The sequence below is a fragment of the Arthrobacter sp. cf158 genome, assembly GCF_900106835.1.
Taxonomy (GTDB): domain Bacteria; phylum Actinomycetota; class Actinomycetes; order Actinomycetales; family Micrococcaceae; genus Arthrobacter.
The window spans coordinates 192,268-214,066 of the sequence record NZ_FNNR01000007.1; the positions used below are offsets into that span (position 1 = coordinate 192,268).

Consider the following 21,799-nt stretch of genomic DNA (forward strand, 5'->3'; position numbering starts at 1 on the left):
TCAGAAATGAGGCATACTCATTCTTGAACACGTTCAAAAAATTTCGGGAGGAACACGACATGGCCGCAAAGAGCGAACAGACCCGCCAACTGGTGGCCGACGTCGCACTGAAGATGTTCCGTGAAATCGGCTTCGAAAAAACCACCATGCGCGCCATTGCACAGGAGGCGGGAGTCTCAGTGGGCAACGCCTACTACTACTTCGCGTCCAAGGATGAGCTGGTTCAGGAACTGTATATCCAGGTGCAGGACGAGCACGCAGTGGTCGCAGCGCAGGCGCTCGAAGGGGTTCAGGATCTCGCGGGCCGCCTGAAAGCAGTGCTGCATACCGGCGTCGACGTCATGGCGCCGTACCACCAGTTCGGTTCCGATTTCATTGCGACGGCGATCCGGCCGTCGTCGCCCGTCAACCCGTTTGGCGCGGCGTCCACCGCCGCCCGCGAGGCTTCGCTCGCGATCTTCCGGTCCGCCGTCGAAGGTTCCCCCCCCGCCGTAGCGAAGAAGCTGCGCGGCGACCTGCCGGAGTTGCTGTGGCTGGCGTACATGGGCGTCGCACTGTTCTGGGTTTACGACCAATCCGAGGGCCAACGCCGCACGCGCAAGCTGATCGACGGCGCGGCTCCGTTGGTGGCGCGCGGCTTGTCGCTGGCGAAGATCCCCGGCGTGAGCAAGGTATTCGACGACGTCTTGGGCCTCGTCCGCAACGTCAAGGAGGACTCGTGATGCACCGGACCGTGGTTCTCGCAGGTGCCAGCGGCTTCATTGGCAGCTACTTCAAGCAGCGGTTTCTTGCCGACGGATGGCAGGTCCGGACAGTTGGGCGTGATGCTTCGGCTGACGCGCAATGGAACGACGACGGCGCCATCACCAAAGTGCTGGACGGTGCCGAACTGCTGGTGAACCTCGCGGGACGGTCCGTAAATTGCCGCTATGACGACCGGCATCGGCGGGAAATTCTGGACTCCCGGGTTCTGACCACGCGGACGTTGGGCCGGGCTGTTGCTGCGTGCGCCGAACCTCCCATGACGTGGATCAACTCAAGTACCGGCACCATCTATCGGCACGCGGAAGATCGCCCGCAGTCGGAGGACTCTGGTGATCTGGGCAGCGGCTTTTCCGTTGACGTTGCCCGTGCTTGGGAAGAGGAACTGGCTGCGGCTGATGTCCCTGCCACCCGCAAGGTGCCGCTCCGCATCGCCATTGTGCTGGGGCCTGGCGGTGGCGTGATGGGTCCATTCCGGAACCTGGCCCGGCTTGGCTTGGGCGGGCATATGGGACCCGGGACGCAAAAGTTCAGCTGGATTCATGTGGAGGACTTGTTCCGGACGGTGGCGTTTATCCACCGCCACGGTGAGCTGGCCGGTCCGGTGAACGCAGCATCGCCCTACCCCGTAGACAACCGTGAGTTGATGTCGCTGGTCCGGCAAAGCATGGGTGTCCCGTTTGGTATTCCTACGCCGGCTTGGCTCCTGGAAGCCGGCGCCGTCCTCATCCGGACGCAGACTGAGCTGGTCCTCAAGAGCCGATGGGTAGAGCCCCGGAAGCTGCTCGACGCCGGGTTCGTGTTTGATTACCCCTGCCTTACCGGCGCCCTCAACCAGATCGCGAAACCCCACACGCTCTCTCACCTAAAAGGCCCTTCACCCAAACGCTCTCTCACCAAACCACCCCTTCACCCACACGCTCTCTCACCAAACCACCCCTTCACCCACACGCTCTCTCACCAAACCACCCCTTCACCCACACGCTCTCTCACCAAACCACCCCTTCACCCACACGCTCTCTCACCAAACCACCCCTTCACCCACACGCTCTCTCACCAAACCACCCCTTCACCCAAACGCTCTCTCACATCCCTTGGAGGTAATCGTGAGCCAGGAACCTTGGACCGACGAAGATGAGTACGCGCTGGCAACAAAACGCCCAACCGGAGCCTGGCCCTACGGGTCGAAGGACAGGGTGGTGCTGGGTTGGAAAGGCTTAGTTGTAGGAATCGTCGTGGCTGACGCGGTGTTCTTCCTCTCCTGGGCCATTCCGACCTGGAACCTCAACCCAAGCCAAGCCAGCTACACCATGACGATGACGGCGACGGCGATGGTCATAGGGATCATCCCGATCGGCGTCGTGGGGACAGCTGTCGGATGGCCTTTGGGGGTGGCGTTGCGCAGCATCCGCAACCAGTGGGTTCATGTAGCCGCATTCTTCGCGGCCGGGGCGATCATCTGCGTCCCCTTCGGAGGATTTTGGAGCTCCTCCGCATGGGCATTCCCTTTATCCATCGCCTTCGCAGCCGGCGTTGGCCGCCTCGCTGTCTGGAAGCTGGTGCGAATCAACCACGCTGGCGATCCGACGTAGCGGGGAACATCCCTCTCATAGTCGGCGTAGGACTGGCCAAACCGCTCCCTGAGCGCAGCCTCTTCCCATAGCGCGCCCAAGTGTTCCACCAGCATTCCAGCAGGCAAAGTCACCACAGCCCAAGCAGAACCTCGGTTGACTGCAACTCCCGCATGGATGAGCCACCACCCCAAGTACATTGGGTGGCGACTCAGGGCATAGGGTCCGCTGGTGACCAGGCCCTCGGGGTGGCCCAGCGAAAAGCTTCCGGTCGTTTTACGCCGGCGCTCCGCGACTGCCCACCCGGTGATTCCCGCGCCTACCAATGCCAAGCCAACACCGGCTGCTTTGAGTCGGGCACTGGGCTCGGCACCGCGAATGGGGCGCAGGCGATCGAGAACTACATCAAGTACCAGGCCAACAACCTGTCCTGGAGGCAGCGGGATCCTCGCTGCTTCCTGCAGCACTATGTGAACTGTTCGATGAACTGCGCCCATGCCACGAAGATAACTCCGGCCGTTCCCGAAAGCCACAGCAAAAACTTCAGCCAAAACGGTGCTGAGCCGCCGCCGTCGAGCCCTGGCGTTCACTGGTTCGGGTCCGCGCCAGGCTCAAGCCGAAACCTAAGGAAGTGTTAGGAAATCCCCCGCGAGCTAGGGCTGTGCCGTGCATCACCCATAGTTTGGAACATGTCCTCTTCACCTTGGAGGACCTTTCTTAGTCGACGAAGAGCCATGCGCAAGGACGCCATGAGCACGAGCTTCATGGACAGAACGAACTCATGCAAGACACGGCAGCCATATCAGGCGCCGTCCAGGAAGGTTCATTGATGAGCACCCAACAAGCTGCACCTCTGAGCGAAGCCGCCCAGACACGCAAGGCCGTGAGCAACATCCTCAAGGGCTCCGCGGGCAACCTCGTGGAGTGGTTCGACCTCTACGTCTATACGGTTTTCGCGGCGTATTTCCAGTCGCACTTCTTCAACTCCTCGGACGATCTGCAGGCAGGCCTTGAAGCGATGGCCGTCTTCTCGACGTCGTTCCTTATGCGTCCTATCGGCAGCTGGTTCTTCGGCCGCTACGCCGACCGGAAGGGTCGCAAGGCGGCGCTGACGCTCAGCGTGACGCTGATGTCGGCCGGTTCGTTCGCCATCGCGATCCTGCCGACGCAAGACGTGATCGGCCTCTGGGCCCTGATCCTGCTGGTGTTCATCCGCGTTGTGCAGGGCTTCTCCGTCGGTGGCGAGTACGGCACCAGTGCCACCTACATGTCCGAAGCAGCGACGGCCAAGCGCCGCGGCTTCTTCTCCAGCTTCCAGTACGTGACGCTCGTGGGCGGCCAGATGCTTGCACTTCTGGTCCTGGTGATCCTGCAGAACACCATGAGCAAGGAAGACCTGACCGCGTGGGGCTGGCGCATTCCGTTCGCTATTGGTGGCGTTGCCGCGCTGGTTGTGCTCTGGCTCCGCCGCTCCATGGAAGAAACGTTGTCCTCCGATCAGCTCCGCGCAGCCCACGTCAAGGTTGAGGGCGAGGCACAGCCTGGCACTATGAAGCTCCTGCTCACCAAGCACTGGAAGCCCCTGCTGATCTGCATCGGCATCACCCTTGGCGGCACCGTGGCGTTCTACACGTACACCAACTTCATCCTGAAGTTCATGAACGATACGTCCGGCATCGCCAAGACAGACACCTCCGTGATCAACTTCTGGGCGCTCTTCATCTTCATGCTGCTGCAGCCTGTTTACGGGCTGATCTCAGACAAGGTAGGCCGCAAGCCGCTGCTGATTTGGTTCGGCGTGACCGGCGTACTCTTCACGTGGCCGCTACTCTCCACCCTGTCCGGCACCAAGGACCCGTTCGTCGCGTTCCTGCTGATGCTCGGCGGACTGCTCATGGTGGGTGGTTACACATCGATCAACGCTCTGGTGAAGGCTGAACTGTTCCCGGCCTCCATTCGCGCTTTGGGTGTTGGGCTCGGCTACGCGATTGCCAACTCACTCTTCGGCGGCACCGTCCCGCTGATCGGCGCTGCGCTGCAGAAGTCGGACCAGGTGGACCTGTTCTTCACCTACGTCACGGCAGCCATTTTCATCTCGCTGCTGGTGTACATCTTCGCGTTGAAGAACAAGAAGTCGACCCACTTGGATGCGGAGCAGGGCCACGCCTTCGTGGCCAAGGGCGCTGTGAAGGAAACCGACGACGACGGCACGAAGGATCGCGTCAACGCCTGACCTGCCTGCCTTGTGAGGCCCGTTCTGCGCACTTTGGATACTCCGAAGGGCGCAGAGCGGGCCTCACAACGTTAAGCTCTAGTAGCAAGCCAGCCCAGCGAACCAGCCCAGCGAACCGAAGGACCCAGCCCGTGCACGTGCTCATCGTCGAGGATGACGACGCCATGGCGTCGGCCTTGAGCGCAGCCGTCGCCTCCGCCGGGCACAAACACACCAGGGTGGCCCGCGGCGAGGACGCACTCCTGGCCCACCGGCAACACGAGGTGATCCTGCTGGACCTTGGCCTTCCGGACATGGACGGTTTGGAGGTTCTGCGGAAGCTGCGCCAAGTCACAACAGTTCCCATCCTGATCCTGACGGCCCGCGACGACGAGAGAAGCGTTGTCCTGGGCCTTCGTTCGGGGGCAGATGACTATCTGGTGAAGCCCGTGAAGCTCGTGGAATTGCTCGCCAGGATCGAAGCCGTGACCCGGCGAACCAGCCGTTCCGGCCATCAAGCCCCGCACAACATCGTCCTCGGAGAACTGGAAGTAGATCTCGATCGGCGCGTGGCCGCCGTCGGGGAACGGCAGCTCGCCCTGACCGCCACGGAGTTCGACCTCCTCAGCCTTCTTGTCAGGAACGCCGGCTCGGTGGTCACCCGGGAACAAATTCTGGACGCACTCTGGGGCGACGCGTTCGTGGCTCATTCCCGGTCCTTGGATGTGCACCTGACGGGGCTCAGATCCAAGCTCCAACTTCCTGGCTTCATCATCAACGTCCGCGGCGTGGGCTATCGCGTCGAGCAACCGTGAAAGTCCGCGTCCTCGGCATCCTGAGCCTGCTGGTGGTGGTCATCGTGGTGACGGTGTCCAGCGTGATCCTGACGTCGGCCAGCCGGGAACTCACCCAGGAACTGCAAATCAACCGCGTCGCAGCCCTGAACCGCTTTGCCCAACTGGCCAGCGATGCCGCGGAGGATAACGACACCACCCAACTTCAGCGGGAAATGGACCGCTATTCCGAGCTGTACGGGGAGGGGATCCTGATCCGACTCCAGGAAAAGACACTGGGCTCCGGCGGCCTCACTGCAGACCGGCCCGAGGCACGCGACGCGCTGAACCGGGCAAGCCTCAACCTCAGCGACACCACCCTCAACCCCATCCGCGCTTTCGGATCTGGCACGGACATCATCTCCCGGTCCTTCGGCACCGCCAGCCAGGTACTTGGCGAGGTGGTCCTTGAAGTGGACCTCGACGCTGCCCGGCAGAAGCTACGGGAGCGGTGGTTCGTCGTCGTGCTTGCCGCTTTGGCGCTGGGTGCACTGCTCCTGCTGGCGGCATCCCGCATCACGGGATGGGTCCTGCGCCCGGTCCACAGACTGAGCAAAGCTGTCCACGAGTTGGAAACCACGGGCAAAACCACCCAGCTCCCGGAAGCGGGCCCGCCGGAACTGCGCGAACTCAGCCGCTCCTTCACGGCCATGGCCGGCACTGTGACGGAGAGCATGGAGTCCCAGCGCCGGCTCATCGCCGACACCTCACACCAGCTCCGAAACCCTGTTGGCGCGCTGCGCTTGCGCATCGATTTGCTCCAGCTGGCGTTGCGCTCAGACCCGGAGAAGGAGGCGGCGGCGGGCGTCGTTGCTGAACTGGAACGGGTGGAGGAAATGCTCGACGGCGTGCTGAAGCTGGCTGCGGCGGAACACCGCGCCTTCGAAGGGTCATCCCGTGTGGAGCACACCGAGCACAAGCGTCTGGCCGTCATCGATCCCTACCCAGTCCTGCAGGGCGAAGTGGAAAGGGCGACGCCGGCCGCTCACCGTGCCGGATCAGAGCTGACGTTGAAGGGCCCTGCATCCGAACTCCACATCGTGTGCGACCCCGACGAACTCGCGCACATGGTGGGCGAACTCCTCACCAACGCCATCAAGTACGCACCCGGCTCCCGCATCACCGTGGCGACCCAACAGACGAGTGGAGGCACCGCCGTCGTAATTTCCGACGACGGTCCAGGCCTCCCAGCCGAACAGCTCGCTGAGTCCACCACCAGGTTCTGGCGGGCGCCGCAGCACAACAAGATCCCCGGGAACGGCTTGGGCATGACAATCGTGGAGCGGCTGGCACAGGCGAACGGTGGGCGACTGATCCTACAAACGAGTGAGCCACACGGGTTGGTAGCGCGCCTCGAGTTTGCCGGGCCTGGGGATGGTTCTCATGTCTAAGGCACCCACGATCTCCCGGCGAAACGCCATCAGGACAGGCTTCGCACTGGGCATCGGCGGCGCCCTGCTCGCGTCGACCACAGCCTGCACGCCGGAAGATCAGCCAAAAGAACTCACTGTTGCCGGTGGCGAATCCGGTGGCTTTTACCTGGAGTTCGCCACGCTTCTCGCGGACTTGCTGCAGCGGGAAGGTGTGGCCGCAAAGGCCGCCGCGCTGACCACTGGCGGGAGCCTTGAGAACATCCAGCGGGTTGTGTCCGGCGAGGCGACCTTCGCCGTCGCGCTGGCCGATGCAGCAGCGAAGGCCGCAGCGCCCGCCGGGAAGCCAGCGGAGCCCGGAGACCTTGTGGCGATCGGCAAGGTGTACCAGAACTATGTCCACTGCATCGTGCGGGAGGACAGCGGGATACGGACCCTCGCAGACCTCGCCGGGAAGACCGCGGGAGTGGGTGAGGTGGGCTCGGGGACCACTCTGACCGCTGGACGGATCATCGCAGCTGCGGGACTTTCTGAACCGCCCCGCACTGTGAAGCAAGTGAACCTCGGCTTGAACCAGGCGCTGGCCTCACTGCAGGACGGTTCGATTGACGTGATGATCCAATCGGGAGGGGTGCCCACCGCTCCCATCGCGGCCGCAGCCAAGGACATTGGCCTTCGGCTCCTGGATATTTCCGAGCTCATCCCGGCAACGCGTGAGCAGTCGGGATTCTTCTACGACCGCGTGCTGATCCCCGCCAACAGCTACGGTAACGCTCCCGCCGTGTGGACAGTGGGCGTCGCCAACCTGCTCCTGTGCCGCAGGGACCTGGCCGATCATGTTGTTCGGCGGACAGTGGAGTTGTTGGTGGAGCAGGCTCAGGATCTGGTTCCATCGTCGAGCACCGGCGTCCAGTTCCTGAGTCCGGAAACCCTCATCAACACCGCGGGTATCCCGCTGCATCCGGCCGCCGAGGCCGCCTACCGGACGTTGCACGGCTAGCCTCGTTTAGGAGTCGAACCGGAGCAACTGCCAAAATGGTGTCATGACTTCTGCCGTTGCCCCTGCCATTGCCCTGACCATCGCCGGCTCCGAAGCGACCGGTGGCGCCGGCGCGCAGGCCGACCTCAAAACCTTCCAGGAACTCGGCGTGTTCGGCATCGCGAACCTCACGTGCATTGTTTCCTTCAACCCGAAGGACAACTGGAACCACCGTTTTGTGCCGGTAGACCAGCAGGTCATCGCGGACCAATTGGAAGCGACGACGGCGGCATACGGTGCCGCTTCCGGCGCACCGTCGGTGTTGGACACGGTGAAGATCGGCATGCTCGGAAGCCCGGCAACCATCAGCACCGTGGAGAAAGCGCTGACTGATGCTTCGTTCGCCAATGTGGTGCTGGACCCTGTCCTGATCTGCAAGGGCCAGGAGCCGGGCCACGCCCTGGACACCGACCAGGCTTTGAAGGCGCAGATCCTGCCGCTGGCCACCTTCGTCACTCCGAACCATTTCGAAGCCGAATCGCTGTCCGGACTCACCATTGCCGACGAAGAGTCGCTCAAGGCTGCCGCCATCCGCATCCACGAGATCAGCGGCGCAGCAGTCCTCGCCAAAGGCGGAGTAAGGCTGGAAGGCCCGGACGCCGTCGACGTTTACTACGACGGCGAAACGCTGGAAGTCCTGCGCGCGCCGAAGGTCGGCGAAGTCGCTGTGTCCGGCGCTGGCTGCTCGCTTGCTGCAGCTGTGACTGCTGAGCTGGCCAAGGGTGCCACTCCGCTGGAAGCCGCGCGCACCGCGAAGGCTTTCGTCACGGCCGGGATCAAGAACCGGGTGTCCTCCGGCGCTCCCTTTGACGCCCTGTGGCAAGGCGGGGCTCTGTCCTAGCCTCTCTCGTTACAGACACAAGCAGCCGCCCCGGAACACTTCCGAGGCGGCTGCTTGTGTCTGGGTGAAGGTTTCTTTGCGTGAGGTTCTTTGCGTGAAGGCTAGCGCGAGACCTTGCCCATCAACGAGGCGATGGGTCGCAGGAACAGCGGCCGGGCCAGGAACCAAGCTGCCGCCGTGAAGACGATGGATGCCGCGAAGATCCCGAAGCCCCACCAGCTGGTGTTGTCGTCATTGGAGGCGTACATGTGATTGAGGTTTCTCAGCGCACCAGTCGCCAACACCAGGGTCACGTGGACGATCACGAAGGCGACGAAGTAGATCATTACCGGGAAGTGGATCTTGCGGGCCAGCTCGATGGGGTAGAACTTGTTGATCGCGGCCTTCTTGGGCCACGCCCCGGACATCCGGATGCCCGTGATAATGGCCAGCGGGGCTGCGATGAAGACCGTGATGAAGTACGTCAGAAGCTGAAGGCTGTTGTAGTTGTTCCAGCCGTTTTCAACGGGCCAGTTCAGCGAGGCGTATTGCAGTCCTGCCGAGATGGCGTTGGGGAAAACGTCCCAGTTGGTGGGGACGATACGCAGCCATTGGCCGGTGGCGAAGAGGAGCACAATGAAGATGATGCCGTTGAGGACCCAGAGCGCATCCAGCGTCAGGTGGAACCAGAGATCCAGGCTGATCTTGGTGGGCGGGTTCTTGGTCTTGATGAGGCCCTTATTGTTCCGGGTCCAGTTGGCGGCGGGGCGTGTAGTTGTCCGCACCTGCCAGCCTGACCGGATGATCAGGACTATGAAGAACATGTTGAGGAAGTGCTGCCAGCCCAGCCAGGCGGGGAAGCCGGTGGGCGAGCCTTCAGGAATTGCGGAGTGCCCTGGGTAGTCGGTGAGGAACTGCTGCACGGGCTGAAGGGTCCGGAGCCATTGCGCAACGAGCACCAGGATCAGTGCCACCACCAAAGCTCCTGCGGTGACGACGACGGGTTTGAACCACCTGTTCGACGTGATCCCGGACGACTTGCTTGAAACGGACATCAGGCCGCGTTCCTCTCTGGCTTGTTTGGCTGCGACCAGTTGGCGCTATATAGCGATTCAACCAGTTGCAGCCCGACGGTGAAAACGGCACCCGGGTTTCGGGGCGTCCTGCGTCAAAAATCGCAGCATTCGGATACATGCCGCAATATGTATTTCTAGAACAGACTTCCAGAATTATTTCCTTTGGTTCATGGGGCAGTCAAGGCTTCATGCTGGCTATGTGGATTATTTGGAGGGTAGGATTCCAAAAAATGGCTATTCGACACTCCGGTCTACGCCCTGCCTTCGAGAGGAGCCCACAGCATGGTCCGTAAGACATCCGAAGTAGCCATCAACGCGGGCTCCTGGCAGTGGACCCGCACCGCCGCCACCCAACGCAATCTGCTGGATGCGGCCACCGAAGTGTTCGTGGATCATGGATTCACCGATGCAAGCATCTCCGACATCGTGGCCCGCTCCGGGTCCAGCGTGGGCAGTCTCTACCACCACTTCGGGGGCAAGACCGAGCTCTTCCTCGCCCTGTGGAACGACTACCAAAATGAGCACGAGCGCCTTGTGGCAGCCGCTGTGGCCAAAGCGAGGAAAGCCGGCGAGGACGATCCCCTCGCCCTGTTCAACATAGGCAGCCGCAGCTACTTCGACTACACCTGGAAACACCGGGGCCTGGAGCGCGTGTTCATTGAGGGCGACACTCCCCCGGGCTTCGAAGTTCTGCGGCGCGAACGCGGACGCGAGTGGGTCCGGCAGAACTCCGTGCTCCTCGGCGCCAGTGACGACACCCTGGGCCGGCTCACCGTAGCCGTGATCACGGACATCATCACGGTGGCCGGACAGGAAGTGGCCCTCAGCGCCTCCAAGCACGAGGCCGACGAGGTTGTTGATGCTGCGGCCGTGCTGGTGGGCCGCCTGGTCCGCTAGCGCGGGTCCAAACCCTCTCTCACCTACCGCACGCTCCCGCCAAACCCTCTCTCACCTACCGCGGGTCTGCTACCCAACCCGTGAACAAGGGCATTCCCGTCTCCACGTGCACGATCTCGTACTGGAACGGGTGGTCGAGGATCAGCTCACGTTGGGGTTCAGGCCCTGCCGCTGAGCCCACGGCGTTGAGTTGGGTGACGGCCGACGCGATGGTGCCCTTCTCCGCCACCGTAATGTTGGCGGCCTGCGCAGCCTGTGTCAGTTTCATGTCCGGCTGGATGGCGTTGAAGTCCTTATCCGTGGACAGCATCTGGTTGAGTCCGAGTGTCTCGAAGACCGCCCTCAGCTCGAAGCTTGTCTTATGGTCCCACTTGGGTAACTGAAGGTGGACCATGTCCAGAGGGGCGCTGCTCAACTTGGCCGCCACCTCACCAAGCACCTCCGCCGAAACCGGAGCCGAACCTGACGAACCCGACGCACCGCCGTCGGGCAGTACCAATCGCATCACGAAACCCTCGGCGTACGGCAGGTCCACAGCCTTCCATCCGGGGGCCTCCGCGTAGGCCAAGGCGAGCGAAGAGTGCATGGTTGGCACGGAGATCACCTCGTCGCTGGCCTTGGTGAAGGGGCGGTCGGCCGTGTCGCTGGCGTCGAACGGGGTCTCCCAGGCGGCGGCGAAGTAGAGGGCGTTGAGCAGGCTGAAGGTGTTGTCGGGATCGTAGTGTGCGGGCGCTTTCTTGATCCGCCCACCGGTGTTCTTGCTCACCCATTGGTCGATGGCCGGTTTGGTGGCAGCCTCGTCAGCGAAGTTCACTGGGTACACCCCCGTGCCGAAATGCTTGGCGAGCGTGGCCAGGTACTCCTCGCCCGTGGGCACGCCTTCATCCACGAACAGCCCGTTGGCAGCATGCATCACCGGTTTGCGCGGCGGATTGTCCTCGTCCACTGAACCGGGGTCGCCGTCGAATTTTTCCAGGGAGGCGAGCAGAGCGTTCATCGCTTCCTCGCGCCCCTCGCCGGGCAACCCCAACACGGAATCCATCTCCGCAGCAGTGGCCCCCGAAGCGCCGGACCGAAGCATGCTCAACGCAATCAATAAGCTGGCGGGCGACGACACCACGTTGCCGTTGCCTGAATCGCCGCTATCAACAAGAAGCGCGGAGCCTAGCTTTCGCGCCGAAGCGTTGAACGCCTCAAGCTGCGCGGTGTAATCCACCGTTTCGACGGAAAGCCGCGTTACGCCGTCGGCCGTTTGGAGTACGACGGCGGACGGCTGGCCGGAGCAGGCACTGACCGTTGCCGAGCCACTCACCATGGCGGCTGCCGCGATGGCCACGGCAGCTTTCCGGATTGGATTCATGACGGGTCCCCTCGCGTTTGTGTGCTCCTCACATGGTGCCCCTTTCGGGGGCAGAACTCACGCGGGGTGAGCGAGGGATCGCCAATTGTTGCCCAAAGGTGAGAGAGCGTCCCTGCCAAACACCCCAAAGGTGAGAGAGCGTCCCGCCCAAACACGCGAAAGGTGAGAGAGGGTCAGCGCTCGGAGTGGGCCGCCAGGAAGCTGTAAACCTCGGTCTCGTCCACGCCCGGGAAGGCCCCTGGAGGCATGGCGGCCAGCAGGTGCGAGTGCGCGCGGGCGGAGGGCCAGGCGTTACCGGCCCACTCGTTCGCCAGCGAGGCCGGGGGCCGCTTGCAGCAGTTGGGGTCCGGGCAGTTGGACGTGGCACGGGCCGTGGTCTCCCGGCCACGGAACCACTTCACATGCTGGTACGGCACGCCGATGCTCAGCGAGAACTCGCCGTTTGCCGATCGCTCAGTACGGGCCGTGCACCAGTACGTGCCCGACGGCGTATCCGTGTACTGGCTGTAGGCGCTGAACTTGTCCGGCACATCCAATACGGCGCGCGAGGTCCACGCCTTGCACGACGGCTGCCCCTCAATAGCCCCGGTGTGATCCTGCGGGAAGGTGACGCCATCGTTCTCGTAGGCCTTGTAGATGATGCCGGACTGGTGGGTCTTCTGGAAGTGGGTGGTGATGCCGAGGTGCTTGGTGGCCAGGTTGGTGAAACGGTGCGCAGCGGTTTCGTAAGACACAGCGAAGGCATCGCGGATGTCCTCCACTGCGATCTCCTTGGCGGCCTTGGCCTTCTGCAGGAACTCCACCGTGGCCTGCTCCGGCAGCAACAGCGCCGCGGCAAAGTAGTTGGTGGCAACGCGCTGCGCCAGGAAATCTCCGTAGTTCCGCGGAGTTTCGTGGCCCAGGACGTAATGTCCCAGCGCCTGGAGCAAAACAGACCGGGGATCGTGATCTTGCCGCTGGTTCTGCGTCAGATAAATTCTGCGGTTCTTCAAGTCCGTCACGGAGCGCGTCGAGTGCGGTAAATCCCCCACGTGATGCAGCGAGAAGCCGAGGTTCTCGGCGATGTCCGCAATGACGTGCTGACTGAGCGGACCGGCGGTGTAGCCAACCCCCTTGAGGACCTTCTGCGCCTCCGCCTCATACTCAGGGAAGTAGTTACCGCGCTCGCGCATCATGGCACGCAACTCACCGTTCGCGCGGCGGGCTTCTTCCGGCGTCGCCACTTGCTCGTTAAGTTTGCGTTCGAGCTCCTGAAGCAGCCCCACCTGCGACTCCAGCACATCCAGCGGAAGCCGCGAGCTGATGCGGATTTTCGGCAGGTTCAACGACTCATACAGCAGCCCGCGCTGGTACCGTTCCAACTCGATTTCCAAGGCCGCGCGACGACTCGGCGGCTCCGCGCCCAGGAGCTGATCGATGCTCACGTTGAGGGATGCGGCGAGCTGCTGCAGCAGCCCCAGCTTGGGTTCGCGCTTGCCGTTTTCGATCAGGCTCAGCTGGCTTGGAGCGGTCCCGACGGCGGCACTCAAGTCGTCCAGTGTCAGCCCCGCCTGCTTGCGCAGGTGCCGCACACGGCGTCCGAGGCTGATGACATCCAGTTCAGGGGACGCAGGGGTCAACGACGGCGATGCTACTTCGCGATTCCAGCTCACAGGAGACATTTCTTGAGAATACGCGAAGAAGTGCATTTCTTTCCATACTTTTCCTCTAGTAACCCTCTTGGAAGTGCAGAAAAGTAGGTCTTACGAAAAAGAAATAAAGATCCCGGACAAGCCGGCCGATGCAGCAAAGGCGCAGCGGAGGCCGGCCCGGGCACCACATAGGAGATCAAGATGACCGCTTCATTTGAACCAGCAGAGCAGAGTGCAGAGCAGCAGGCCGCAGCGCTGGAACTTGAATGGTCCGCCAACCCGCGCTGGGAAGGCGTCACCCGTGATTACTCGGCCACCGACGTCGTCCGCCTCCGCGGTCGCGTCTCCGAAGAGCACACCCTGGCCCGCCGCGGTTCGGAGAAGCTCTGGAAGCAACTCACCGAGGAAGCTCCCACCGGTGGCTACACCAACGCGCTCGGTGCCCTGACCGGTAATCAGGCTGTGCAGCAGGTCAAGGCCGGGCTCCGCGCCATCTACCTTTCCGGCTGGCAGGTGGCAGCTGATGCCAACCTTTCGGGCCAGACCTACCCGGACCAGTCCCTGTACCCGGCCAACTCGGTACCCCAGGTTGTCCGCCGCATCAACAACGCCCTGCTCCGTGCAGACCAGATCGAATATGCCGAGGGCGTCAAGACCGTTGAAGACTGGCTGGTCCCGATCGTGGCCGACGCCGAAGCCGGTTTCGGTGGCCCGTTGAACGCTTACGAGCTCATGAAATCCATGATCACCGCAGGTGCCTCGGGCGTTCACTGGGAAGACCAGCTCGCTTCCGAAAAGAAATGTGGCCACTTGGGCGGCAAGGTCCTCATCCCCACCCAGCAGCACATCCGGACCCTGAACGCAGCCCGCTTGGCAGCCGACGTCGCCGACACCCCGACGGTGGTCATCGCCCGTACCGACGCCGAAGCAGCAACCCTGATTACCTCCGACGTTGACGAGCGCGACCAGGAATTCATCCTCCGTGAAGGCGGACAGCCGGTCCGTACCGCCGAGGGCTTCTACAAGGTCCGCAACGGAATCGAGCCCTGCATCGCCCGCGCCAAGGCCTACGCACCATACTCCGACCTCATCTGGATGGAGACCGGCACCCCGGACCTGGAGTTGGCCCGCAAGTTCGCCGAGTCGGTCAAAGCCGAGTTCCCGGACCAGATGCTCTCCTACAACTGCTCCCCGTCCTTCAACTGGCGCAAGCACTTGGACGACACCACCATCGCGAAGTTCCAGCGCGAACTCGGTGCCATGGGCTTCACGTTCCAGTTCATCACCCTGGCCGGCTTCCACGCCCTGAACTACTCCATGTTCGACCTCGCCCACGGTTACGCCCGTGAAGGCATGAGCGCGTACGTCGAGCTCCAGGAAAAGGAATTCGCCTCCGAGTCCCGCGGCTACACCGCCACCAAGCACCAGCGCGAAGTCGGCACCGGCTACTTCGACGACATCGCAACCGCGCTCAACCCGAACGCATCCACTTTGGCCCTGGTGGGATCCACCGAAGAAGGCCAATTCCACTAACCAACACGCCCACGGTGAGCTGTTCGCTTCGCTCACCGGAAAGCACGACGGCGGCACTCGCCCCAGCGGCCGAGCGTCCGTAACCGTCTGGTCGGGTGATCCGGAAGCGTGCGTAAAAGGGGCCCTGTCCCGGCCGCCGGCCGAGCCCCGCGAGGCCATGCGGCCGGGATGGGGAATAGCACGCGGAGGATTGCCCGACCCGGCACCTCAAGGCGACCCAACCGCCCCAAGTGGCGAACGCCGTCGAACATTTGCTTCTCATAGGAGAGATTGAAATGAACAGCTTCACTGACAACTTCACTATCAATGGCATCACTATCACCGCGCAGCCCATTTGCCGGCAGAACGAGGTCCTCACGCCGGACGCCCTGGAGTTTGTTGGCAAGTTGCACAGGGCCACTGCTGAGCGTCGTCAGGAGCTGATGCAGGCACGGCACGCGCGCCGCAACCAGATTTCCGCCGGTCAGGATCCGCGGTTCCTGCCGCAGACCGAGGCGATCCGGAATGATCCGTCCTGGCGCGTCGCTCCCCCGGCACCGGGCTTGGAGGACCGCCGTGTGGAGATCACGGGTCCGGTGGACAAGAAAATGACCATCAACGCCCTGAATTCGGGTGCCAAGGTGTGGCTGGCTGACATGGAGGACTCGTCCACGCCGACGTGGCGCAACGTCATCCAGGGGCAGTTGAACCTGACGGATGCCTTGGAACGTCGGATCGATTTCACCACCCCCGAGGGCAAGGAATACAAGCTCAAGTTCGCCGAGAACCTGCCCACCATTGTGGTCCGTCCCCGTGGCTGGCACCTGCCGGAGAAGCACATGCTCATTGACGGCAAGCCGATCGCCGGCGGCATTGTGGACTTCGGCCTGTTCTTCTTCCACAACGCCCGCCGCCTGCTGGCCCAGGGCAAGGGGCCGTACTTCTACCTGCCGAAGATCGAGAACCACCTCGAAGCACGTCTGTGGAACGACATCTTCGTCCTGGCCCAGGACCTGCTGGGCATCCCGCAGGGCACCATCCGCGCCACGGTACTGATCGAAACCATCACTGCCGCGTTTGAGATGGAAGAGATCCTGTACGAACTCCGCGACCATGCGAGCGGTTTGAACGCCGGCCGCTGGGATTACATCTTCTCCCTGATCAAGAACTTCCGCACCCGTGGTCCGCGTTTCGTGCTCCCGGACCGCGGCCAGGTGACCATGACCCAGCCGTTCATGCGCGCCTACACCGAGCAACTGGTCCGGGCCTGCCACCGCCGCGGTGCCATGGCAATTGGGGGCATGGCTGCCGCTGTTCCCAACCGCAAGGACGAGGCCGCCAACCAGGCGTCGTTTGAGAAGGTCCGGGCGGACAAGACCCGCGAAGCCAACGACGGCTTTGACGGCTCGTGGGTGGCCCACCCGGACCTGGTGCCGGTATGCCGGGAAGTTTTTGACTCAGTTCTCGGAGACCGGCCCAATCAGCTGGACCGCTCCCGTGAGGACGTCACTCCCGACGACCGCGCCTTGATCGACATTGCCAGCACGGAGGGCACCATCACAGAGGGTGGCGTTCGCCTGAACATCGAGGTAGGCATCCGCTACATCGAGTCCTGGCTGCGGGGCAACGGTGCGGTAGCAATCCACAACCTCATGGAAGACGCCGCCACAGCCGAGATCTCCCGCTCCCAGCTGTGGCAGTGGATCCACTCCCACGCCATCATCGAGAACGGCGACATCATCACCCGTGAATGGGTGGAGGACCTGCTGGACGAGGAATTCGCCCGCCTGGAACGCTTCGACGGAGACCGGTTCGCTGACGCCCGCGCCATCTTCGAGGAAGTGACCCTGGCCGAGGAATTCCCCACCTTCCTGACCATTCCGGCGTACGCCCGATTCCTCACCGAGGCCCGTGAAGAGGCCACGGAAGAGGAGCTCGTCGCCGCCTAGGTCCAGGACCTGGGTAAGCGACACATCAAGCCCCGACGCTGGGCTGCCTGCACTCTTCGCAACAAGTGACCCCGACCGTCGGGGAGGCAGCCCAGCAACGGGGCTTCTCCATGTCCGGAGCACACCCCACTTCGACGACTCGCTGCACACAAGACGCTTCCTACCGTCGAATGCGCAGGGAACCATCGAATCGGGCACGCCCGAGCTAGCGCTGCCGAGCCACCCAACGCACGGACAAGGTGGTGCACACGCAGAACGCGAGCACCGAGCCGAGGATCACGAACAACGGCACCGTCCACCCATTGGAAACACTGTGCACGTAGCCAATAATCGTGGGCGCCAAGGCAGCAAAGCAGTAACCCACGCCCTGAACCACAGCTGACATCTTGCCGGCGGCGGCCTGTGAATGAGCGAACTTGATGATGGCAATGAAGATCACGGTGATGCCACCGCCCTGGGCAACGCCGCCCAGCGAGGACCACATCCACCACCACGAAGGCGCCAGCAACAAGCCCACGGGAACCGTCAGCCACAGCGCGCTCAAGGTGACCGCCACCGTCGTCGTACTGGCGAAGCGGGCCAGGAGCGGGACACCCAAGCCGCCCACAATCGCGAAAATCTGGAACAGCGATGAACCTGCGCCGGCTTGGGCGGTGCCCATGGCGAGTTCGTCCGACAGGAAGCTGGGCAGCCACGCCGTGACGCCGTAGTAGGAGAAGGCCTGTCCCGCAAAGCCGAGTGTCAGGCCCACCGTCAACCAGCCCACACCCGCAACGGGGCCGGACGAGGATGCCGGAGGAATAGGAACAGCTGTCGGAACAAAAGCCCGGCGCGCCCCCACGGTGGGCACCCAGAACAGGATGGCCGCCAACGACAACAGGGCGCTCGCGGCCAGGGCCAGCCTCCACCCCACCAGCTCAGCCAGGGGTGCAGTTGCCACCGAAGTGAGGAACGAGCCGATGTTGAGGGCAGCCGTGTACACACCCATGGCCGTTGCCTGACGCCTGGGCGCAAAGTCGCGCCGGATGATGAGCGGCACCGCGATGTTGCCAATGGTGATGGCCACACCAATAATCACCGTGCCGGCCATCACCAAGGCACTGCCGCCACTGGAGCGGATCACCACGCCGGCCAGCACACCGATCAGCGTGAGCATCACGGCGAATTCAGCTCCGAGGCGTCGTCCGGCCAGCGAAGCCAAGGGGGACGCGAGGGAGAAGCAGAGTACGGGAATGCCGGTCAGCAGCCCGAGTTCCACCGGCGAGAACCCCAGATCCTGCCGCAGGGAATCCACCACGGGGGCCACGGCCACAAAGGGTCCGCGCATGTTGAGGGCGATGAGGCCGATGCATGCGAGGATCAGCCAGCCGCGGGGAATTTTGGCAAGGAAAGTAGACATCACTTTCATTGCTATCACGCCGCTGCCCGTGATCCGGCACCAAACAAGGCTTAGCCCGTTGCTTGGAGCGTGGCCTCAATCACTGCCGGAGACAGGACATGCTGGGTGACCATCTGGCTGGCACCGAGGATGGCGGCGCGGTCGCCGGCCATGGAAATGCCGATGCGAAGGTGCGTAGTGGCCAGCGGCAGGGAGCGCCGGTACACCACTTCGCGAATGCCGGCCACCAGGTGCTCGCCGGCTTCTCCCACGCTGCCGCCGATGATGATCATGGACGGATTGAGCAGGTTGACCACGGTTGCCAGCACATCGCCAACATCACGCCCGGCCTGCCGCAGCGCCTGAATGGCCTGCAGATTGCCCTCGCCCACCAGCCGCAGGACGTCAGCGCCGGTGGAAGCGTCCAGTCCTTGGGATTGCAGTTGACGCGCGACGGCGGGACCTGAGGCCAGCGCTTCGAGGCAGCCATGGTTGCCACAACGGCAAAGGACGTCGTCGCCGCGGGGAACCCGGACGTGGCCGAGGTCGCCGGCGGTGCCGTTGGCGCCCCGCTGCAGTTCACCGCTGCTGATGATGCCCGCGCCGATGCCGGTGGCCACCTTGATGAACAGGAAGTTGTCATGGTCCGGCCAGTACGCGGTTCGTTCGCCGAGGGCCATGATGTTGACGTCGTTGTCCACCAAAACAGGAACGGGCAGCGAGCGCTGGACGTACGTGACGACGTCGAATCCGTCCCAGCCGGGCATGATGGGCGGCTTCACCGGCCGCCCGGTGTCGTGCTCAACGGGCCCGGGCAGTCCGATGCCCATGCCGGCGAGGTCGCCAAGTTCGCGGCCCGCTTCGGCGAGAAGTTCACGGCCGGCGGCGACCACGCGGCCCAGGACAACCTCAGGTCCGTCGGCGACTTCTTGCGCGAGTCGGCGTTCGGCGAGGATGCTGCCGCCGAGGTCGGTGACGGCAACAATCACGTGGGTGGCGCCGACGTCGACGGCCAGGACGACGCGCGCGGCGGGGTTGAAGGCGAAGCGCGACGGCGGCCTGCCGCCGCTGGAGCTCGCCTCGCCGGCGGGTCCCACCAGTCCGGAACTGATCAACGCGTCAATGCGGGAGGCGACTGTGGACCGGGCCAGCCCCGTGGTGACTGCAAGTTCTGCGCGGGTACGTGCTTGGCCGTCGCGGAGGAGTTGGAAGAGATCGCCAGCGCGCGAGAGATTGCCGGCCTCCAGGACGGAGGCATTTCCGGCGTCGTTGGCGGTGGCTGTTGTCATGCCTTTAGTGAAGCACGATTGCTTATGCGTGTCATGCAACAGAAGTTTGTCGGCAATATTTCAACTTTTGCTTGACGCTCGTCAAAAGTCCCCCTAGGTTGTGATGAGCAGCACATCAGTCCGCTTACGAAGAGGTAACTGAACTTGTCCAGCCAGCCAAAGGCACCGCAACAGGCACTTCCCACACCCATTGGTGTTGGCATCCTCGGCGCCGGCCCGGTCACCCAGGCCATCCACTTGCCATCCCTCGCCCGACTCGGCGAGATCCTCACAGTCCGCCACATCATGGACGTGGACCCGGCCGTCGCTGAATCGGTGGCAGCCCGCGTGGGCGCAGCACACAGCACCAGCATCGACGCACTCCTTGGCGACCCCGCTGTGGAAATCGTTGCCATCTGCAGCCCGCACCAGTTCCACGCCGAACAGGTCATCGCCGCCTGCCGCGCCGGAAAGAAAGCGGTCCTCTGCGAGAAGCCCTTCGCCATGAACGCGGAAGAGGCCGCACAGATCTCTGCGGTCAGCCAGGAAACGGGTGTCCCGATCATCGTGGGCGCCATGCACACCTTTGATCCGGGCTGGCTTGCCGCCCAAGAGAACTGGGATGACCTTCCTGAGACAGCCCACACCATTCGCTCCTCGATTGTCCTGCCGCCCAACGCACGTTTTGAAGACTTCGCCACAGAGGTCATCACCCGTCCGGCCAGCGGCACGCCTGACTACACGGACCCGGAGGTCATCAAGGGCGCACTCCGCGGCGGCGTCATGGGCTTGGCCATCCACGACCTCCCTTTGATCCGCAGATTCACTCCTGACTTCAAGGACATCGAAGTGCTCGAGGCACGCCATGTCCGCCCCTTCGGCTATGTCATCTCCCTCCGCACCCCCACGCGGACCATCGAACTCCGCGCCGCCATGAACAACACCTGGAAGCCGGAATGGAGCTTTGAGGCTTTCTCCGACGACGCTGCCCTCCGTATCGACTTCACCCCGTCCTACGTCCAGGCGGGCTCCGCCGTGGCAGCCTTCACCCGTGGGTCGCAGACAACAGTGCACGGGCCCTTCGATCACAACGGCTACGAGGGTGAATGGCGTGAACTCGCTGCCCTGGCCGCCGGCACCAAGCAGCCACCGTCCGCGCAAACCCTGATTGATGATCTGACCTTTGCGCTGGACATCGCCGACGCAACGGTGGCCAACGTCGAGAGCCGGCACGCAGTTGCCGAAGGAGCCCACGCATGAACGCCGGCGCGGAATTCACGCAGTACACAGTCCGGGCAACGCCCGAGGCTCAGGAAGCCGGCGCCGTGGCACTGGCAGTGGCATCACTTCCCGAGTCCTTCGGCCCGGCCGCCGACGGAAACCACGCCGATGTCCAGGTCATCGCCGGTCGGCCCGGGTGGACCGCGCAGGCTGTGGAAGCCATCGCCGCGGGAGCCCGCGGCCTGGTGGTGGTGAACCCTTCGCCTGAAAACGTTGACTCTCTGGCTGAAGCCGCCGCACGACACAACACTGTGGTGGTCCTGGACCAGCGCTGGGCCTCCAACCCGGCCATCAATGGGGCCGAGGACGCAGTCCGTTCCCAGGCGGGCCGCGCCGCGGTCCTCGACACCGTGGCCACCGCTCCGGTGGGAACCGACTCCGGTGGGCTGCTCGCGGACCATCTTGCCGCCGTCGTACGCATTGCGGGACCGCTGGCGAACCTCCGCCTGCTGAACCGCGGTCTGCACGGGTACATCACGACGGCGGTACTCGCCAACGGCGCCCCGGTCGCCTTGCAGGGCGTGGTGTCGAACGCACGCCCTGCTGCGTTGGACTTCCGCCTGTTGACCGACGACGGCGGCGTCAGCGTCACACTGCCGGAACCAGTGGCTGCCTGGCCGGCAACGGTCACGGTCACCGGTCCACAAGGCGAACTGCTTCTTCCCACGATCTACGAATCTGCACACCGCGCCACGTGGCGCCGGCTCAAGGAACACCTCGACGCCGGCACCATTCCCTCCGATCTGCACCGCTTCGCGGCGCTCACGGAATCCATCACCGCCCTTACCTGACCCGAGCTTTACAACAAACAGCACTACCAGTCATTCAGTACGCATTGCC

18 protein-coding genes and 1 pseudogene are annotated in these 21,799 nt (G+C 63.4%); 13 read left to right on the plus strand and 6 right to left on the minus strand.

What is annotated here, in order from left to right:
* Positions 1 to 59 precede the first annotated feature (59 nt).
* From BLW08_RS15545 to BLW08_RS24160, 3 genes are read left to right on the plus strand one after another with little or no spacing between them, the layout of a single operon-like run.
* On the plus strand, positions 60 to 722 hold the full coding sequence (locus BLW08_RS15545) for a TetR/AcrR family transcriptional regulator (protein ID WP_091326204.1): 663 nt from the start codon (positions 60 to 62) through the stop codon (positions 720 to 722).
* Positions 722 to 1,900 (plus strand): TIGR01777 family oxidoreductase, encoded by a 1,179-nt coding sequence (locus tag BLW08_RS15550; RefSeq protein WP_368086891.1) that lies wholly within the window; start codon positions 722 to 724, stop codon positions 1,898 to 1,900. Before BLW08_RS15545 ends, BLW08_RS15550 begins: the two co-directional genes overlap by 1 nt.
* Positions 1,869 to 2,354: a hypothetical protein gene (locus BLW08_RS24160; protein ID WP_254779913.1), complete on the plus strand. Its 486-nt coding sequence runs from the start codon at positions 1,869 to 1,871 to the stop codon at positions 2,352 to 2,354. The genes BLW08_RS15550 and BLW08_RS24160 overlap by 32 nt, the downstream gene beginning before the upstream one ends.
* 44 nt (positions 2,355 to 2,398) lie before the next feature.
* Here BLW08_RS24160 and BLW08_RS24165 read toward each other — a convergent pair.
* Positions 2,399 to 2,830 (minus strand): annotated as a pseudogene (locus BLW08_RS24165) (isoprenylcysteine carboxylmethyltransferase family protein); the annotation flags it as partial.
* 332 nt (positions 2,831 to 3,162) lie between these two features.
* Here BLW08_RS24165 and BLW08_RS15560 point away from each other — a divergent pair.
* From BLW08_RS15560 to BLW08_RS15580, 5 genes are all read left to right on the plus strand, one after another.
* On the plus strand, positions 3,163 to 4,566 hold the full coding sequence (locus tag BLW08_RS15560) for an MFS transporter (protein WP_091326386.1): 1,404 nt from the start codon (positions 3,163 to 3,165) through the stop codon (positions 4,564 to 4,566).
* A gap of 131 nt (positions 4,567 to 4,697) precedes the next feature.
* Entirely contained in the window at positions 4,698 to 5,360 is a 663-nt protein-coding gene (locus BLW08_RS15565; protein WP_091326206.1) for a response regulator transcription factor, read from the plus strand.
* Positions 5,357 to 6,769 (plus strand): sensor histidine kinase, encoded by a 1,413-nt coding sequence (locus tag BLW08_RS15570; RefSeq protein ID WP_091326208.1) that lies wholly within the window; start codon positions 5,357 to 5,359, stop codon positions 6,767 to 6,769. The genes BLW08_RS15565 and BLW08_RS15570 overlap by 4 nt, the downstream gene beginning before the upstream one ends.
* A complete protein-coding gene (locus BLW08_RS15575) occupies positions 6,762 to 7,748 on the plus strand; it encodes a TAXI family TRAP transporter solute-binding subunit (protein ID WP_091326210.1) in 987 nt (328 codons plus the stop codon). The genes BLW08_RS15570 and BLW08_RS15575 overlap by 8 nt, the downstream gene beginning before the upstream one ends.
* 43 nt (positions 7,749 to 7,791) lie before the next feature.
* Complete coding sequence (locus tag BLW08_RS15580) at positions 7,792 to 8,628, plus strand: hydroxymethylpyrimidine/phosphomethylpyrimidine kinase (protein ID WP_091326213.1); 837 nt, start codon at positions 7,792 to 7,794, stop codon at positions 8,626 to 8,628.
* A gap of 101 nt (positions 8,629 to 8,729) precedes the next feature.
* On the opposite strand, the gene BLW08_RS15585 is transcribed toward BLW08_RS15580, so the two are convergent.
* Positions 8,730 to 9,662, minus strand: coding sequence for a cytochrome b/b6 domain-containing protein (locus BLW08_RS15585; protein ID WP_090824771.1), 933 nt, complete (start codon positions 9,660 to 9,662; stop codon positions 8,730 to 8,732).
* 303 nt (positions 9,663 to 9,965) lie between these two features.
* On the opposite strand from BLW08_RS15585, the gene BLW08_RS15590 reads away from it, so the two are divergent.
* Complete coding sequence (locus BLW08_RS15590) at positions 9,966 to 10,580, plus strand: TetR/AcrR family transcriptional regulator (RefSeq protein ID WP_091326215.1); 615 nt, start codon at positions 9,966 to 9,968, stop codon at positions 10,578 to 10,580.
* A gap of 55 nt (positions 10,581 to 10,635) precedes the next feature.
* On the opposite strand, the gene BLW08_RS15595 is transcribed toward BLW08_RS15590, so the two are convergent.
* Both BLW08_RS15595 and BLW08_RS15600 read right to left on the minus strand, forming a co-directional pair.
* Positions 10,636 to 11,940 carry a serpin family protein gene (locus BLW08_RS15595; protein WP_091326217.1) on the minus strand — a complete coding sequence of 435 codons (1,305 nt, stop codon included), beginning with the start codon at positions 11,938 to 11,940 and terminating at the stop codon, positions 10,636 to 10,638.
* 173 nt (positions 11,941 to 12,113) lie between these two features.
* Positions 12,114 to 13,628, minus strand: coding sequence for an XRE family transcriptional regulator (locus tag BLW08_RS15600; protein WP_091326219.1), 1,515 nt, complete (start codon positions 13,626 to 13,628; stop codon positions 12,114 to 12,116).
* A 144-nt stretch (positions 13,629 to 13,772) separates the two neighbouring features.
* On the opposite strand from BLW08_RS15600, the gene aceA reads away from it, so the two are divergent.
* The gene (aceA, locus tag BLW08_RS15605; RefSeq protein ID WP_089593676.1) at positions 13,773 to 15,104 is read left to right on the plus strand and encodes an isocitrate lyase; all 1,332 of its coding nucleotides are present in this window, start codon (positions 13,773 to 13,775) and stop codon (positions 15,102 to 15,104) included.
* A gap of 275 nt (positions 15,105 to 15,379) precedes the next feature.
* Positions 15,380 to 17,032, plus strand: coding sequence for a malate synthase A (gene aceB, locus BLW08_RS15610; protein ID WP_091326221.1), 1,653 nt, complete (start codon positions 15,380 to 15,382; stop codon positions 17,030 to 17,032).
* Between the two features lie 205 nt (positions 17,033 to 17,237).
* Here aceB and BLW08_RS15615 read toward each other — a convergent pair whose 3' ends face one another.
* On the minus strand, positions 17,238 to 18,431 hold the full coding sequence (locus tag BLW08_RS15615) for an MFS transporter (protein ID WP_091326223.1): 1,194 nt from the start codon (positions 18,429 to 18,431) through the stop codon (positions 17,238 to 17,240).
* A gap of 50 nt (positions 18,432 to 18,481) precedes the next feature.
* The gene (locus tag BLW08_RS15620; protein ID WP_091326224.1) at positions 18,482 to 19,699 is read right to left on the minus strand and encodes an ROK family transcriptional regulator; all 1,218 of its coding nucleotides are present in this window, start codon (positions 19,697 to 19,699) and stop codon (positions 18,482 to 18,484) included.
* A 144-nt stretch (positions 19,700 to 19,843) separates the two neighbouring features.
* On the opposite strand from BLW08_RS15620, the gene BLW08_RS15625 reads away from it, so the two are divergent.
* Positions 19,844 to 20,938 (plus strand): Gfo/Idh/MocA family protein, encoded by a 1,095-nt coding sequence (locus tag BLW08_RS15625; RefSeq protein WP_254779899.1) that lies wholly within the window; start codon positions 19,844 to 19,846, stop codon positions 20,936 to 20,938.
* Entirely contained in the window at positions 20,935 to 21,750 is an 816-nt protein-coding gene (locus BLW08_RS15630; protein WP_091326226.1) for a hypothetical protein, read from the plus strand. The genes BLW08_RS15625 and BLW08_RS15630 overlap by 4 nt, the downstream gene beginning before the upstream one ends.
* The last annotated feature ends 49 nt before the right edge of the window (positions 21,751 to 21,799 follow it).